The sequence below is a fragment of the Serratia sp. CY56464 genome, from assembly GCF_052168435.1.
Classification (GTDB): Bacteria; Pseudomonadota; Gammaproteobacteria; order Enterobacterales; family Enterobacteriaceae; genus Serratia; species Serratia marcescens.
Genome location: NZ_JBJNMV010000003.1, coordinates 193,918 through 209,517, shown reverse-complemented (window position 1 = coordinate 209,517; position 15,600 = coordinate 193,918). Strand labels below are relative to the sequence as shown.

Below are 15,600 nucleotides of genomic sequence, written 5' to 3'. Positions count from 1 at the left end.
CCTCCTTTGTCTACAGACTGAGGGGCGCCCGGCGCCCCTTGTTATTCACGCTCAGCGACGCGCGCCGGATTTCACCGCTCGAAGGATCACGAACTTCTTGTTCGAGGCCACCAGCGTGCAGTTGCCGAACAGGCGCTTGAGTTTCTGATGGTAGTCGAGGTGACGGTTGCCGACGATGCGCAATTCGCCGCCCACCTGCAGGCAGCGCTTGGCGTCGCAGAACATCTGCCAGGCGGTGTGATCGGTAATGGCGTGTTGCTGGTGGAACGGCGGGTTGCACAGCACCGCCTGCACGCTTTCGCGCTCGATGCCCGCCAGCGCGTTGTTCACCTCAAACTGACAGCGATCCAGCTCTTGCGGCAGGTTGTGCTCCACGTTCAGCTCGCTGGAGGCCACCGCCATGTAAGACTCATCGACAAAGGTCACCTGCGCTTCCGGGTTTTGCGCCAGCGCCGTCAAACCAATCACGCCGTTGCCGCAGCCCAGATCGACGATATGGCCGTTCAGGCCGCGCGGCAGATGCTCCATAAATAGGCGCGCGCCGATATCCAGGCTGCCGCGCGAGAAGACGTTGGCGTGGTTGTGGATCAGCCAATCGGTGCCGTCCAGCGTCCAGTTGGTGGTTTCCGCTGCCGCCGGCGGAACGATGTCCGCCGCCTGGCAGAAGATCAGGCGCGCCTTCTTCCACGCCAGGCTGGTGCGCGTTGGGCCCAGCACTTTTTCAAACAGCTGCATCGTCGAGGTGTGCACGTCGCGCGCTTTGGCGCCGGCAACGATCAGCGTGTCTTCGGTCACGACGTGGCGCAGCGCGCGCAGCTGCTGTTCCAGCAGCGCCAGCGCTTTCGGCACGCGAATCAGCACCACCGCCGGCGCCGCCGGCAGCTCGGCCAGGCTGTCCAGCAGCGTGACCTGCTCGGGATCCAGACCGTTGAGCTTGAGGTTGTGGCGCGTCGCCAGCTGGCTCATGTACGAATCGCTGACGCTGTAAGGGCGATGCGCGTGCAACGCACAGGCCAGGGTGCCGAAGTTATCGTTGAAAATCAGCACCGGGCGGCCGCCGATATCTACGTTTTCAAGCTGTTGCAGCAGATATTCGTCCGCCGCTTCCCACGCCTGCAGTTGGGTGGATTCTTCCTGTTGGGGATAACGCTCCAGCTCAAGTTGCTGTGTTCCCAGATCGAGTTGGCTCATTGCCCCTCCTGACTGATAAAATTTGGGCTGTTTATCCCCTAAAAACGCCCGTCAGTAAAATGTTTTTTCGGATAAATTGCGTATGTCAGGATTTGAGCGAAAAAACAGCATAGAATGACCGGCTGAATGGCCGTTGATACGGAACAAGAATGTCTGAATTGACCTACCTGCAAGGCTACCCGGCGCATCTGCAAAGCCAGGTGCAACAACTGATCCATCAAAACCGGCTGGGTGACGTGCTGCTGCAGCGCTATCCGCAGGTGCACGACTGCACCACCGACAAGTCGCTGTATCAGTTTACCGTCGATCTGAAAAACCAGTATCTGCGCAACGCCCAGCCGCTGAGCAAGGTGGCCTACGACAGCAAGATCCACGTCATGAAACATGCGCTGGGCCTGCACACCGCCATCTCGCGCGTGCAGGGCGGCAAGCTGAAGGCCAAGGCGGAAATCCGCGTGGCGACGGTGTTCAAGGTCGCGCCCGAGCCGTTCCTGCGCATGATCGTGGTGCATGAGCTGGCGCATCTGAAAGAGAAAGATCATAACAAGGCGTTCTACAGCCTGTGCTGCCATATGGAGCCGGATTACCACCAGCTGGAGTTCGATACCCGGCTGTATCTGACGCACCTTTCGCTGTTCGGCGAGCTGTATGCATAGCGAGTGAGGGCGTGATAATCTGCGGTTTTAGGCTGGACCGGAGCTCGCTATGATTCGCTTTGCCGTTGTCGGCACCAACTGGATTACGGAACGTTTTATCGATGCCGCCCATGAAAGCGGCAAACTCAAGTTGAGCGCCGTGTATTCACGCTCCCTGGAACAGGCGCAGGCGTTTGGCGCCAACTATCAGGTCACGCAGTTTTTCGACTCGCTCGAGGCCATGGCCCAGTCCGATGCCATAGACGCGGTGTATATCGCCAGCCCCAACTCCCTGCACTGCCCGCAATCGCTGCTGTTCCTGCGCCATAAAAAGCATGTGATCTGCGAAAAACCGCTGACCTCCAACCAGCGCGAAGCGGAACAGGTGGTAGCCTGCGCGCGGGAAAACCAGGTGGTGCTGTTCGAGGCGTTCAAAAGCGCCTATCTGCCGAATTTTCTGGCGCTGCAACAGGCATTGCCGAAAATCGGCCGGCTGCGCAAAGCCTTCATCAACTATTGCCAATACTCTTCGCGCTACCCGCGCTACCTGGCCGGCGAGAACCCCAACACGTTTAATCCGCAGTTCTCCAACGGCTCGATCATGGACATCGGCTACTACTGCCTGGCCAGCGCGGTGGCGCTGTTCGGCGCGCCGCAGTCGGTGCTCGCCAGCGCCACGCTGCTCGATACCGGTGTGGACGCCCACGGCACCGTCTGCCTGAACTACGGCGATTTCGACGTCACGCTTTCCCATTCCAAGGTCAGCGACTCGGCGATCCCCAGCGAGATCCAGGGAGAAGAAGGCACGCTGATTATCGACAAAATCTCCGAGTGCCAGGGCGTGGCGCTGACGCCGCGCGGCGGCAACCGCCAGGATCTGAGCCAGCCGCAGCACATCAACACCATGCTGTATGAGGCGCTGGCCTTCGCCGAGTTGGTTGAGAAGCGTCAGGTGGAACATCCGGGGCTGGAGAATTCGCTGATCGTCGCCCGCCTGCTGACCGATATCCGCCGCCAGACCGGCGTCGTCTTCCCCGCCGACGGAGAATGAGATGAAACCGCTGCTCGTGATGCAAACCGGCGACGCGCCGCAGGCCATTCGTCAGGAATTGGCAAACTTTGAAGGCATGTTCCTGCAACAGGGCAATATCGACGCCGAACGCGCGCACATCGTGCATCTGCCCGCCGGCGAACGGCCGTTGCCGCCGGCCGCCTATTGCGGCGTGGTCATCACCGGCTCGCCGGCGATGGTGACCGAACGGCTGCCGTGGAGCGAGGAGGCCGCCGAATGGCTGCGTCAGGCGATGGCGATCAAACTGCCGCTGTTCGGCGTCTGCTACGGCCATCAGCTGTTGGCCTACGCGCTCGGCGGCGAAGTGGGTTACCACCCGCAGGGCATGGAAGTCGGCACGCTGGAGATCGAACTGCTGCCCGCCGCGGCCGACGATCGGCGGCTCACCCTGCTGCCGCCGCGCTTCAAAGCCAACCTGATCCACTCGCAGAGCGTGCTGACGCCGCCCGCCGGCGCGCAGACGCTGGCGCGTTCGCAGCAGGACGCGCACCAGATCCTGCGCTATGGCGATCATGCCCTGACCACCCAGTTCCACCCGGAATTCAACGGCGCGGTGATGAGCCAGTATCTGCAGTGGCTCGGCCAGCTGCATCCCGAGCAGCAAGCCCGCTACCACCAGCAACAACAACAGGTTAGCGACACGCCGTTCAGCCGCCTGCTGCTGCAGGGATTCGTCGTCAGCCTCGGTGCGCAAAAAGCGATGGCCGGCTAACGCGATTCACGTTGACCGCCGACACATTTTGCATTACTTTCTGCTCTGCAAAGGGGAGTAACTTCATTGCCGGTCAATCGTCATTACGATGCGCAAGCATCCGGTTACCGGGCAACCTGATGTCAAAGGTGTAACCACCTTCATCAACGTTGTAAGTGAGACCTTGCCGGAAGGCGAGGTTTGCTTGCAGCGTTCACAGAGCGGCTGGCGTCTTCCGACGTTGGCCGTTTTTGTTTTTGAAGGATACCTCTGATGATGAATTCCGTTGGCACACCGTGGTTATGGGGCAGCTTCGCCGCCGTCATAGTCGTGATGCTCGCAATCGATCTCCTGTTGCAGGGCCGTAAAGGCGCGCACACCATGACTATGAAGCAGGCCGCCAGTTGGTCGCTGGTGTGGGTCAGCCTCTCCCTGCTGTTCAACTTCGGTTTCTGGTACTACCTGAATGAAACCGCCGGGCGCGCCGTCGCCGATACCCAGGCGCTGGCCTTCCTGACCGGTTACCTGATCGAAAAAGCGCTGGCGGTGGATAATGTGTTCGTCTGGCTGATGCTGTTCAGCTACTTCGCCGTGCCGGCCAACCTGCAACGGCGGGTGCTGATCTACGGCGTGCTGGGCGCAATCGTGCTGCGCACCATCATGATCTTCGCCGGCAGCTGGCTGGTCAGCCAGTTCCAGTGGCTGCTGTATCTGTTCGGCGCTTTCCTGCTGTTCACCGGTATTAAAATGGCGCTGGCGAAGGAAGATGACTCGGCGATCGGCGACAAACCGCTGGTGAAATGGCTGCGCAGCCGCTTGCGCATGACCGACAGCCTGGAAGGCGAGCGTTTCTTCGTGCGCCGCAACGGCATCCTGTTCGCCACCCCGCTGGTGCTGGTGCTGATCCTGGTGGAACTGAGCGACGTGATTTTCGCGGTGGACAGCATTCCGGCGATCTTCGCCGTGACCACCGATCCGTTCATCGTCCTGACCTCTAACCTGTTCGCCATCATGGGTCTGCGCGCCATGTACTTCCTGCTGGCCAACGTGGCGGAACGTTTCTCGATGCTGAAATACGGCCTGTCGGTGATCCTGGTGTTTATCGGTATCAAGATGCTGATTATCGACTTCTTCCACATCCCGATCGGCATATCGCTCGGCGTGGTGGCGGGCATCCTGACGCTCACCTTGCTGATCAACGCCTGGGTCAATCGCCGCAACGATCGCCTGGCGAAGAAATAACCATAATCTGTTATCCGGGGCGCTAGCCGCCCCGCGATTGTTTGGCAATTCCCCCAAAACGCCAAACGTTATTGCGATCACACAAATGTAACCAGTATGTTATCAAGTGTTGATCCGCGCTCAGAATTTCACCCTCGCCTCTTTCCAACCTCATTCGATTGCTGAATACTGATTTGGCAAACACACTTAGTTACAGAATCATATAAAGCTGCCCGGCGTCGTTCCCGCCGCGGCGGCCAGATAACATCAGGAAGAAAGCACTATGCAAAAACTACTACAAAAGATCACGCAGGGCAGCCTGGTCAAACAAATCATGGCCGGCCTGGTGGCCGGCATTCTGGTGGCGCTGGTTTCGCCGGCGGCCGCGGCGGCCGTCGGCCTGCTCGGCACCCTGTTCGTCGGCGCGCTGAAGGCGGTAGCGCCACTGCTGGTGCTGATACTGGTGATGGCCTCGATCGCCAACCATAAACAGGGGCAGAAAACCAACATTCGCCCCATCCTGTTCCTCTACCTGCTGGGCACCTTCGCTGCGGCGCTGGTGGCGGTCGTCGTCAGCTTTATCTTCCCTTCCACGCTGGCGCTGACCACCGGCGCAACCGACATCACCCCGCCGGGCGGCATCGTGGACGTGATGAAGGGCCTGTTGATGAGCGTGGTGGCCAACCCGTTCCATGCGCTGATTAACGCCAACTACATCGGCATTCTGGCGTGGGCCGTCGGGCTGGGGCTGGCGCTGCGCCACGCTTCCGAAACCACCAAGGGGCTGATCAACGACATGTCCCATGCGGTCACGCTGGTGGTGCGCGCGGTGATCCGCTGTGCGCCGCTCGGCATCTTCGGCCTGGTGGCCTCCACGCTGGCGGAAACCGGCTTCGGCGTGCTGTGGGGCTACGCCCAGCTGCTGATGGTGCTGCTCGGCTGTATGCTGCTGGTAGCGCTGGTGCTCAACCCGCTGATCGTGTACTGGAAGATCCGCCGCAATCCGTATCCGCTGGTGTTCGCCTGCCTGCGCGAGAGCGGCGTGACCGCCTTCTTCACCCGCAGCTCGGCCGCCAACATCCCGGTAAACATGGAGCTGTGCAAGAAGCTGAACCTGAATGAGGACACCTACTCGGTTTCCATTCCGCTGGGCGCCACCATCAACATGGCCGGCGCGGCGATCACCATCACCGTGCTGACGCTGGCGGCGGTAAACACGCTGGGCATCGCGGTAGACGTCCCGACCGCCCTGTTGCTGAGCGTGGTGGCCGCCCTCTGCGCCTGCGGCGCCTCCGGCGTGGCCGGCGGCTCGCTGCTGCTGATCCCGCTGGCGTGCAACATGTTCGGCATTCCGAACGACGTGGCGATGCAGGTGGTGGCGGTCGGCTTTATCATCGGCGTGCTGCAGGATTCGGCGGAAACCGCCCTCAACTCCTCCACCGACGTGCTGTTCACCGCCGCGGCCTGCCAGGCGGAAGACCAGCGGCTGGCGAACGAAGACCCGCTGAAGGTGCGTTAACCCCGCCTTGCCTCATCAAAAAGGCGCTCCCTCGAGCGCCTTTTTTTATCAGCCTTACAGCGTCACCCCGCTTTTAAATATCGCCAGCTCGCGGAAGTCGTTGGTTTCATTACGCGCCGGACGCCCGTTGGCGATCTCGACAATCAGGTCGATGAAGCGGCTGAGCAACGTCTCCATCGCCACGCCGTGAACCAGGCCGCCGGCGTCGAAATCGATCCAGTGCGGTTTCTTCGCCGCCAGCTCGCTGTTGGTCGCCAGCTTCACCGTCGGCACAAAGCCGCCGTACGGCGTGCCGCGCCCGGTGCTGAACAGCACCATATGACAGCCGGCGCCGGCCAGCGCGCTGGTCGCCACCGCATCGTTGCCCGGCGCGCTGAGCAGATTCAGCCCCGGCACGCGCAGCCGCTCGCCGTATTTCAACACGTCCACCACCTGGCTTAGCCCCGCCTTTTGGGTGCAGCCAAGCGACTTCTCCTCCAGCGTGGTGATGCCACCGGCCTTGTTGCCCGGCGACGGATTCTCATAAATCGGCTGCTGATGGGCAATGAAATAGCGTTTGAAATCGTTGATCATGTCGACGGTTTTGCCGAAGGTCTCCCCATCGCGACAGCGGCTCATCAGAATGCGCTCGGCGCCGAACATCTCCGGCACTTCGGTCAGCACCGTGGTGCCGCCGTTGGCGATCGCATAATCGGAGAACCGCCCCAGCAGCGGGTTGGCGGTGATACCCGACAATCCGTCCGAACCGCCGCACTCCAGGCCGAACTTCAGCTCGCTCAGGCGGCCCGGCTCGCGGCGATCGTGGCGCATCTCCCGGTACAGCTCGTGCAACAGCGCCAGCCCGACTTCCACTTCGTCGTCCTGTTGTTGGCACACCATAAAGCGCAGCCGCCGCTCGTCCTCTATCCCCAACGTGGCGCGAAAGGCATCCACCTGATTGTTCTCGCAACCCAGCCCGATCACCAGCACCGCGCCGGCGTTGGGATGGCGCGCCAGATTTTGCAGCATGATGCGAGTATTGGCATGATCCTGCCCCAGCTGCGAGCAGCCGAACGGATGGCTGAACAGGTGAACGCCGTCGATCCCGTCCGCCTGCGTTTGCTGCAAAAAGCGCTGTTGGATCTGACGGGCGATGCCGTTGACGCAGCCGACGGTCGGCACGATCCACAGCTCGTTGCGGATCCCCACTTCGCCGCCGGCCCGGCGGTACAGCTGCACCTCGCGATCCGCCGCCTGCGGCGGCAACGTCGGGAACTGCGGCTGGTAACGGTAGCTGTCCAGATCGCTCAGGTTGGTTTTGACGTTTTGCGAATGAATGTGCTCCCCAGGCGCAATGGCCGCGAGCGCATGGCCGATCGGCTGGCCGTATTTGATGATGTCTTCGCCCTCGGCGATCGGGCCGAGCGCAAATTTGTGCCCGCGCGCCACCGGCTGCGCCAGTTGGATGACCGCGCCTTCCAGCTCAACGCACTCTCCGGCAGCCAGATCGCGCAGCGCCACCGCCACGTTATCCTGCTCATGAATCTTTATCGTACTTTGCATAAACCGGTCCCGGATAACGGCTACGCCAGTTCAATGGCGAAATAGTCTTTGGCGTTGTCGAAGCAGATGTTTTTCACCATCTCGCCCAGCAGCGCGATATCCGCCGGCGCTTCGCCGTCCGCCACCCAACGACCGATCATCTGGCAAAGGATGCGGCGGAAGTATTCATGGCGCGTATACGACAGGAAGCTGCGACTGTCGGTCAGCATGCCGACGAAGCGGCTCAGCAGCCCGAGCTGCGCCAGCTGCGTCATTTGGCGCTGCATGCCGTCCTTCTGATCGTTGAACCACCAGCCGGAGCCGAACTGCATCTTGCCCGGCGTGCCTTCCCCCTGGAAATTGCCGATCATGGTGCCGATCACTTCGTTATCGCGCGGGTTGAGGCAGTAGAGAATGGTTTTCGGCAGGCCCCCCTGCCGCGCCTGGGCATCCAGCAGCCGCGACAGCGGTTCCGCCAGCGGCCGATCGTTGATCGAGTCGAAGCCGATATCCGGCCCGACGGCGGCCAGCATGCGGCTGTTGTTATTGCGCAGCGCGCCGATGTGATACTGCTGCACCCAGCCGCGGCGCCGGTATTCGCCGGCCAGGAACAGCAGCACCGCGCTTTTGAACTGGGCGCTCTGTTCCGGCGTCGGCAGCTCGCCGTTCAGGCGGCGCAGCAGGATCGCATCCAACGTCGCTTCATCGGCCTCGCCGAACACCACCACGTCCAGCGCATGATCGGCCACCTTGCAACCGTGGGCGGTGAAGTGATCCATGCGCTTGTACAGCGCGTCGCACAGCGTGCTGAAGCGGCCGATGGCGGTGTCCGCCGCCGCCTCCAACTGCCGCAGATAGTCGTTGAAGCCGGGCGCATCGATGGTGAAAGCCTTGTCCGGCCGCCAGCTCGGCAATACCTTGATATCGAAGCCACGATCGTCGGCGATCGCCCGATGGTGGCGCAGATCGTCGATCGGATCGTCGGTGGTGCCGACCATTTTCACGTTCATCTGCCGCATGATGCCGCGCGCGCGAAACGCATCCTGCGCCAATAGCGCATTACCGCGCTGCCAGATCTCATCCGCCGTGGCCGGCGACAGCAGCGTGCCGGTGATGCCGAACGGCCGACGCAGCTCCAGATGCGTCCAGTGATAGAGCGGGTTGCCGATGGTGTGCGGCACCGTGGCGGCCCAGGCGTCGAATTTCTCGCGATCGCCCGCATCGCCGGTGCATAACCGCTCCGCCACGCCGTTAGTGCGCATCGCCCGCCATTTGTAGTGATCGCCCCGCAGCCAGATATCGTACAGGTTGCTGAAGCGGGTATTCTCCGCGATCTGCTGCGGCGGCAAATGGCAGTGATAATCGAAAATCGGCTGCGGCGCCGCATAATCGTGATACAAGCGCCGGGCAAATTCGCTGTCCAGCAGGAAATCTTCGCTCAAAAACGTCGCCATCTCGGGCTCCTTACTTGCCGTGCGGCACGGGGTTCGAATCACAAAAGTTATCACACCAATTTTAACTAGCGTCCAGCAGATTTTTCCCGACGTCTGCCGTTCATCCTCTCTCCACGCCCTTTTTCGCTCAATTTACCGGCAAAAATGCCCTATTTCACCGGCCACAGTATCGCTCAGGCGAATAATTCCTTTTGTGATATCACTCAACTTTTAAACCTGTATGACAGGTTATTGTCTCGCCAGCCGCATCGACGGCCACACCTTCAAACGGGGAGACATTTCGGATGCGTAAAATTAAAGGGTTACGCTGGTACATGATCGGACTGGTGACCATCGGCACCGTGCTGGGCTACCTGACCCGCAACGCCATCGCCGTCGCGGCGCCGACGCTGGAAGATACGCTGCACATCACCACCCAACAGTATTCCTATATCGTCGCCGCCTATTCCGCCTGCTACACCGTGATGCAACCGGTGGCGGGCTACGTGCTGGACGTGCTGGGCACCAAGGTCGGTTACGCCATGTTCGCCATTCTGTGGGCGCTGTTCTGCATGGGCACCGCGCTGGCCAACAGCTGGGGCGGCCTGGCGCTGGCGCGCGGCGCGGTCGGCATGGCCGAGGCGGCGATGATCCCCGCCGGGCTGAAGGCCAGCAGCGAGTGGTTTCCGGCCAAAGAGCGTTCGATCGCCGTCGGTTATTTCAACGTGGGTTCATCGATCGGCGGCATGATCGCCCCACCGCTGGTGGTATGGGCCATCGTGGCGCACAGCTGGGAAATGGCGTTCATCATCACCGGCGTGCTGAGCCTGATCTGGGCCATTTGTTGGCTGCTGTTCTACAAACACCCGAAAGATCAGAAGAAACTGAGCCAGGAAGAGCGCCGTTACATCCTCGAAGGCCAGGAAGCGCAGCACCAGACCTCTAACGCCAAAAAGATGTCCGCCTGGCAGATCGTGCGCAACCGCCAGTTCTGGGGCATCGCGCTGCCGCGCTTTCTGGCGGAACCGGCCTGGGGCACCTTCAACGCCTGGATCCCGCTGTTCATGTTCAAGGCCTACGGTTTTAATCTGAAAGAGATTGCCATGTTCGCCTGGATGCCGATGCTGTTCGCCGATCTCGGCTGCATCGTCGGCGGCTACCTGCCGCCGCTGTTCCAGAAGTATTTCAAGGTTAATCTGATCGTCTCACGCAAGCTGGTGGTGACGATGGGAGCGGTGTTGATGATCGGCCCCGGCATGATCGGCCTGTTCACCAGCCCTTACGCGGCTATCGCGCTGCTGTGCGTCGGCGGCTTCGCCCATCAGGCGCTGTCCGGCGCGTTGATTACCCTCTCTTCCGACGTATTCGGCCGCAATGAGGTGGCGACCGCCAACGGGTTGACCGGCATGGCGGCCTGGACAGCCAGCACGCTGTTCGCCCTGGTGGTCGGCGCCCTGGCGGACACCCTCGGCTTCAGCCCGCTGTTCGCCGCGCTGTCGGTCTTCGACATTCTCGGCGCCATCGTCATCTGGACGGTGTTGCAAAACCGCCCGGCCGCCGAAACGCAGCCGGCCACGCTGCAGCCTGCCCCGGCGCGCAGCTGATCCCGCCGCCCGGCCGCTGCGCGCCGGGCCTCTTGCTCCTCTGGCAGCGGTGCCGAATAAGTGGTATAACAAATCCGATGGCCACGCGCCCCTTCCCACCGCACCGTATAGAGCATTCACTATGGAATTCACCGAAACCAGACGCCTGTATCAGCAACTGGCCGCCGAGCTCAAGCAACGCATCGAAAGCGGCCGCTACCCGGTAGGCGACAAGCTGCCGGCCGAGCGATACATCGCCGAAGAGATGAATGTCAGCCGCACCGTGGTGCGCGAAGCGATCATCATGCTGGAGGTGGAAGGCTATGTGGACGTGCGCAAAGGATCCGGGATCCACGTGGTGTCCAACCAGCAAAAGCACCTGGTGGTGCCGGGCGACAGCATCGAGTTCGCCACCGCCGGCCCGTTTGAGCTGCTGCAGGCGCGCCAACTGATAGAAAGCAACATCGCCGAATTCGCCGCCACCCAGGTGACCAAACAAGATATCGTGCAGTTGATGGAGATCCAGGAGCACGCCCGTAAAGAGGATCGCTTCCGCGACTCGCAGTGGGATCTGAAGTTCCACGTGCAGGTGGCGCTGGCCACCCAGAACACCGCCATGGCCACCATCGTGGAAAAAATGTGGGTGCAGCGGGTCAACAACCCTTACTGGAAAAAACTGCATGAACATATCGACGAACGCTCGATCGCCAGCTGGTGCGACGATCACGATCAGATCCTCAAAGCGCTGATGCGCAAAGACCCTTACGCCGCCAAACTGGCGATGTGGCAGCACCTGGAAAACACCAAACAGATGCTGTTCAACGCCACCAGCGATGACTTCGAATACAACGCCGATCGCTACCTGTTCGCCGAGAATCCGGTGGTGCATCTGGATGGCGTGAACCACGAGCCGAAATAGCCACGGCGGTCAAAAACCGTCGGCTTATGTCAGGTAATGTAAAATCCGCTGAATCGATGCCGGAACCGCCGTTTGCCGTGTACTATTTCACCGTCGGCAACGTAGATTTCCCTGTTGCCAATCGTGCTATTTTGGTAGAGTTAGCCCACTTTTTTACCCATTGCTGCGGGGGCGGGACGCGAATAAATGCGCTGGTTGTTTGCCATGCTGATTGCTGTTTTCTGCTGGACCGGTTCGGTCTCCGGCCAACAGCTATGCGTGGCGTCACCCAAGCCAACCCCCAGCGCGCTGAGCAGCCTGCCGCTGCTGGCGGAGCCGGCGCTTTCCCCCTATGATCATGTGTATCGGGCGCCGGCCGAAGCGCGCCGCAAAGCCCCCGGTAAGTTGCCGCTGCTGCTGCCCAGAGCGCACTCTTTCTCCGGTTCGCTGCTCGCATCCTCCCTGCCGGCGCCGGTCTATACCCTGGCCGCAGAGCCGGGTTACCGAATTCGCTTCCCCCGCCAGGACACCCCGGCCCCCAACCGGCTTGCCCAGGTCGACTGGATGCTGGACGCTTCCAGGCAACAGAGTCGCCAGGCCGGTTGGAAAGAAAGCAACATGCAGTACCGTGGCACGCTGACTTACCACCTATGACCGGTGTCGCACCGCTTAGAAACCTTAAAGCAACGCCGTTTCATCGTTATCAGCACTCAGGATCGCCGCGCGCTTTCAGCTCACGCCCGCTCCGCCGCTGAGATAAAAATAAACAATGACGTTTTAGGAACACCGGATGGACATCATTAAAGAACTGATACATGCCTTATGGCAGCAGGATTTTGAGACGCTGGCGAACCCTTCGTTGGTGTGGACCCTCTACATCCTGCTGTTCATGATCCTGTTTTTGGAGAACGGCCTGCTGCCGGCCGCTTTCCTGCCGGGTGACAGCCTGCTGATCCTGGTCGGCGTCCTGATCGCCAAAGGCACCATGGGCTTCCCATTGACCATCGTTATCCTGACCGTCGCCGCCAGCCTGGGGTGCTGGGTCAGTTATATACAAGGCCGGTGGCTCGGCAATACGCGAACGGTGCAAGGCTGGCTTTCGCATCTGCCGGCTCACTACCATCAACGCGCTCACAACCTGTTCCACCGCCACGGCCTTTCCGCCCTGCTGGTCGGCCGCTTCCTGGCCTTCGTGCGCACCCTGCTGCCAACCATCGCCGGCCTGTCCGGCCTGAGCAACGCGCGCTTCCAGTTCTTCAACTGGATGAGCGGCCTGCTGTGGGTCTTGATCTTGACGACGCTGGGCTTCGCCCTGGGGAAAACTCCGGTGTTCCGCAAGTATGAAGATCAGCTGATGTTCTGCCTGATGATGTTGCCGCTGGTATTGCTGGTGGTCGGGCTGGTCGGCTCGTTGATCGTGTTGTGGCGCAAGAAGCGCGCCAACAGCCAGAACCCGGGGAAAGGGGCGTGACAGCAAAGCGCCCGCGCTGGCAATACGTCCTGATGATCGCGCTCGCCCTGCTGGCGTTGGCGACGCTGTTGGTGCCCTGTATGGTGCGCACCGAGAGCGAGCTGCGCATCCGCGCCAGCCAGCAAGGGCTGTCGCTGCCCGACGGCTTTTATGTCTACCAGCGCCTGGATGAACGCGGCATCCGCATCAAAAGCATTACGCCGGAAGGCGATGGCCTGGTCATCCGTCTGGATTCGCCGGAGCAGCAATTGCTGGCGCGCGAAGCGTTGCAAACCATTCTGCCGCCCGGTTACCACATCGCATTGAGCGAGTCCCCCGTGCCGTCGCATTGGGTGCGCGAATTTGCGCGTTCCCCGCTCAATCTGGGATAATCCCCCTTCATATGAAGGGGTTTCCTTTCATTGCCATTATCTTCATTTTCATTCGCATCGATTAGCTCAAGAATTAATCAGTCAGCACTGGGTCACGGCTGATTCTTTGGGGGCTCGCCGGTTTCATGACTATGCTGAAGGGTAACTTCAGCCGGCGATGAACGCCCTCCTCTCGTGCTGCCGCCTTCGGCAGCCAGGAAAGCGGATGCCTGTTCAGGCATCTCATGAAAAGGAACTGAAAGATGAAATTACGCCACTCACTGTTACTGCTGTTGCCACTCTGCACGCTGCCGGCGCTCGCTTCGGCCGCTGAGGGCGGCTGCGCCGCCAAAGCGCAAGACATCCAGCAGCAAATTGACTACGCCACCCAACACGGCAACACCCGCCGCGTAGAAGGGCTGAAAAAAGCGCTGAGCGAAGTGCAGACCCACTGCACCGAAGCCGGCCTGCAGGCCGAACGCCAGAAAAACATCGCAGAGAAACAGCGCAAGGTCGACGAGCGCCGGCAGGAGCTGAAAGAAGCGCAGCAAACCGGCAAGCTGGACAAGGTCGCCAAGAAACAGCAAAAGCTGACGGAAGCGCAGACTGAGCTGAAACGCGCCCAGGCGGAATAATTTTTATACCAGCGGATTTGTCGATGAGAGCCCCATCGTACGGGATTTCTTAAGCATATGGAATTGATGTCTGGTGTTATCTGCTGACCATCACCCCTTTGCTCCGGCGAAAAAATCCGCTATGTTAAAAGTCTGTCGAAATAAACGTTAAGGAATAATCACATGGCACATGATTCAAATGCAGAAAACTTACGCGCTGAACTGAAGTCCTTAGCCGATACGCTGGAGGAAGTGCTGAACTCCTCCACCGACAAGCCGAAAGCCGAGTTGGAGAAGCTGCGTTCGAAAGCGGAAGGCGCGCTGAAAGAGACCCGCGCTCGCCTGAGCGACGCCGGTGACAAGCTGGCTTCGCAAACCAAACAGATCGCCGGCCAGGCCGACGACTACGTGCGCGACAACCCGTGGACCGGCATCGGTATCGGCGCGGCGGTCGGCGTGGTGTTGGGCGTGCTGCTCGCGCGTCGTTAATCATGGCTGAACAACCGCAAGTTCGCGCGCAGGGCCCCGCCAAAGGGGTCCTGGATATCGGTCAGCGCATCATCACGATCCTGGTCGGCATGGTGGAAACCCGTGTCCGGCTGGCGGTAGTCGAGCTGGAAGAGGAGAAAGCCAACCTCATTCAGCTGCTGATCATGGCCGGCATGACGCTGCTGTTCACCGCCTTCGGTTTGATGAGCCTGCTGATCCTGATCTTCTGGGCCATCGATCCGGTCTACCGGCTGGTGGCGCTGGGCGCAACAACCGGCGTGCTGCTGTTCCTGGCCGTGGTCGGCACCATCTGGACGCTGGTCAAGGCTCGTCGCACCACGCTGCTGGGCGCCACGCGCAAGCAGTTGGAACTCGACCGCGCCGAACTGGAGCGCGAACCATGAGCCGCCGCCGCTACCTGGAATGGAAAAAAGAGAGACTGATTCGCCAGATCCAGCAACAGCGTCTGGATCTGGCCGAACACAAGTCTTTGTGGCTGGAAAAGACCGAACGCATTGACCGCGGCTGGCAGACAGTGTTTGGCCTGCGCCGCTATCTGGTACTCGGTTCCAGCGTCATGGCGCTGTACGGCATCCGCCACCCCAGCAAGATGATCCGCTGGTCGCGTCGTGCTTTCGGCGCCTGGAGCGCTATTCGACTGTTTAAAAAGACGTTTTCCTCCAAGTAAGCCACTTAGCCTTTCCTTCAAACCTCCTGTTGCTCTGCCCGAATTTTCTCCCTTGATACAACGCGTCTAACCCCGGGGCCGGGCAACCTGCTGATCGGCGGTATTTTATTAGCACGCTAAAGATTCAGATTTTTTGAAAAATTACGACAGTTTTACTTGCTAACAACCTGAGCACTTCCCGCTTAACATTCACTCCATCAATACGATACGGAGCGGACAGGGTC

The 15,600-nt window shown here is 60.5% G+C and carries 17 protein-coding genes; 14 read left to right on the top strand and 3 right to left on the bottom strand.

Annotated elements, in window-relative coordinates; all coding sequences use genetic code 11:
- Nucleotides 1-51: 51 nt before the first annotated feature.
- Nucleotides 52-1,191, bottom strand: a complete 1,140-nt coding sequence (gene rlmG, locus ACJ8KE_RS17200; protein WP_016930173.1) for a 23S rRNA (guanine(1835)-N(2))-methyltransferase RlmG — start codon at nucleotides 1,189-1,191, stop codon at nucleotides 52-54.
- Between the two features lie 149 nt (nucleotides 1,192-1,340).
- On the opposite strand from rlmG, the gene ACJ8KE_RS17195 reads away from it, so the two are divergent.
- The 5 genes from ACJ8KE_RS17195 (at nucleotide 1,341) to sstT (ending at nucleotide 6,329) form a co-directional block, all read left to right on the top strand.
- Complete coding sequence (locus ACJ8KE_RS17195) at nucleotides 1,341-1,847, top strand: M48 metallopeptidase family protein (RefSeq protein ID WP_033632026.1); 507 nt, start codon at nucleotides 1,341-1,343, stop codon at nucleotides 1,845-1,847.
- A 49-nt stretch (nucleotides 1,848-1,896) separates the two neighbouring features.
- Complete coding sequence (locus tag ACJ8KE_RS17190) at nucleotides 1,897-2,877, top strand: Gfo/Idh/MocA family protein (protein ID WP_110147435.1); 981 nt, start codon at nucleotides 1,897-1,899, stop codon at nucleotides 2,875-2,877.
- A gap of 1 nt (nucleotide 2,878) precedes the next feature.
- On the top strand, nucleotides 2,879-3,610 hold the full coding sequence (locus ACJ8KE_RS17185; protein ID WP_016930178.1) for a glutamine amidotransferase: 732 nt from the start codon (nucleotides 2,879-2,881) through the stop codon (nucleotides 3,608-3,610).
- A gap of 252 nt (nucleotides 3,611-3,862) precedes the next feature.
- Nucleotides 3,863-4,831 (top strand): TerC family protein, encoded by a 969-nt coding sequence (locus ACJ8KE_RS17180; RefSeq protein ID WP_016930179.1) that lies wholly within the window; start codon nucleotides 3,863-3,865, stop codon nucleotides 4,829-4,831.
- A gap of 262 nt (nucleotides 4,832-5,093) precedes the next feature.
- Entirely contained in the window at nucleotides 5,094-6,329 is a 1,236-nt protein-coding gene (sstT, locus tag ACJ8KE_RS17175) for a serine/threonine transporter SstT (protein ID WP_442517322.1), read from the top strand.
- A 54-nt stretch (nucleotides 6,330-6,383) separates the two neighbouring features.
- Here the strand turns inward: sstT and ACJ8KE_RS17170 are convergent, their stop codons facing one another.
- A complete protein-coding gene (locus ACJ8KE_RS17170; protein WP_261419950.1) occupies nucleotides 6,384-7,871 on the bottom strand; it encodes a UxaA family hydrolase in 1,488 nt (495 codons plus the stop codon).
- 20 nt (nucleotides 7,872-7,891) lie between these two features.
- The gene (uxaC, locus tag ACJ8KE_RS17165; RefSeq protein WP_261419951.1) at nucleotides 7,892-9,304 is read right to left on the bottom strand and encodes a glucuronate isomerase; all 1,413 of its coding nucleotides are present in this window, start codon (nucleotides 9,302-9,304) and stop codon (nucleotides 7,892-7,894) included.
- A gap of 284 nt (nucleotides 9,305-9,588) precedes the next feature.
- Between uxaC and ACJ8KE_RS17160 the strand changes: the two genes are divergently transcribed.
- The 9 genes from ACJ8KE_RS17160 (at nucleotide 9,589) to ACJ8KE_RS17120 (ending at nucleotide 15,376) form a co-directional block, all read left to right on the top strand.
- Nucleotides 9,589-10,887, top strand: coding sequence for an MFS transporter (locus ACJ8KE_RS17160; RefSeq protein WP_015379157.1), 1,299 nt, complete (start codon nucleotides 9,589-9,591; stop codon nucleotides 10,885-10,887).
- A gap of 121 nt (nucleotides 10,888-11,008) precedes the next feature.
- Nucleotides 11,009-11,785 (top strand): transcriptional regulator ExuR, encoded by a 777-nt coding sequence (exuR, locus tag ACJ8KE_RS17155; protein ID WP_004937137.1) that lies wholly within the window; start codon nucleotides 11,009-11,011, stop codon nucleotides 11,783-11,785.
- 186 nt (nucleotides 11,786-11,971) lie between these two features.
- Nucleotides 11,972-12,418 (top strand): hypothetical protein, encoded by a 447-nt coding sequence (locus tag ACJ8KE_RS17150; RefSeq protein ID WP_004937135.1) that lies wholly within the window; start codon nucleotides 11,972-11,974, stop codon nucleotides 12,416-12,418.
- Nucleotides 12,419-12,554: 136 nt separating this feature from the next.
- Complete coding sequence (locus ACJ8KE_RS17145; protein WP_004937132.1) at nucleotides 12,555-13,235, top strand: DedA family protein; 681 nt, start codon at nucleotides 12,555-12,557, stop codon at nucleotides 13,233-13,235.
- A complete protein-coding gene (mzrA, locus tag ACJ8KE_RS17140; RefSeq protein ID WP_004937130.1) occupies nucleotides 13,232-13,606 on the top strand; it encodes an EnvZ/OmpR regulon moderator MzrA in 375 nt (124 codons plus the stop codon). Before ACJ8KE_RS17145 ends, mzrA begins: the two co-directional genes overlap by 4 nt.
- Before the next feature lie 242 nt (nucleotides 13,607-13,848).
- Nucleotides 13,849-14,220, top strand: a complete 372-nt coding sequence (locus ACJ8KE_RS17135) for a DUF1090 domain-containing protein (protein ID WP_442517321.1) — start codon at nucleotides 13,849-13,851, stop codon at nucleotides 14,218-14,220.
- A 162-nt stretch (nucleotides 14,221-14,382) separates the two neighbouring features.
- Nucleotides 14,383-14,688 (top strand): DUF883 family protein, encoded by a 306-nt coding sequence (locus ACJ8KE_RS17130; protein WP_004937125.1) that lies wholly within the window; start codon nucleotides 14,383-14,385, stop codon nucleotides 14,686-14,688.
- A 2-nt stretch (nucleotides 14,689-14,690) separates the two neighbouring features.
- Nucleotides 14,691-15,092 (top strand): phage holin family protein, encoded by a 402-nt coding sequence (locus tag ACJ8KE_RS17125; RefSeq protein ID WP_015379160.1) that lies wholly within the window; start codon nucleotides 14,691-14,693, stop codon nucleotides 15,090-15,092.
- Nucleotides 15,089-15,376, top strand: a complete 288-nt coding sequence (locus ACJ8KE_RS17120; protein ID WP_016930185.1) for a YqjK-like family protein — start codon at nucleotides 15,089-15,091, stop codon at nucleotides 15,374-15,376. Before ACJ8KE_RS17125 ends, ACJ8KE_RS17120 begins: the two co-directional genes overlap by 4 nt.
- Nucleotides 15,377-15,600: the final 224 nt, after the last annotated feature.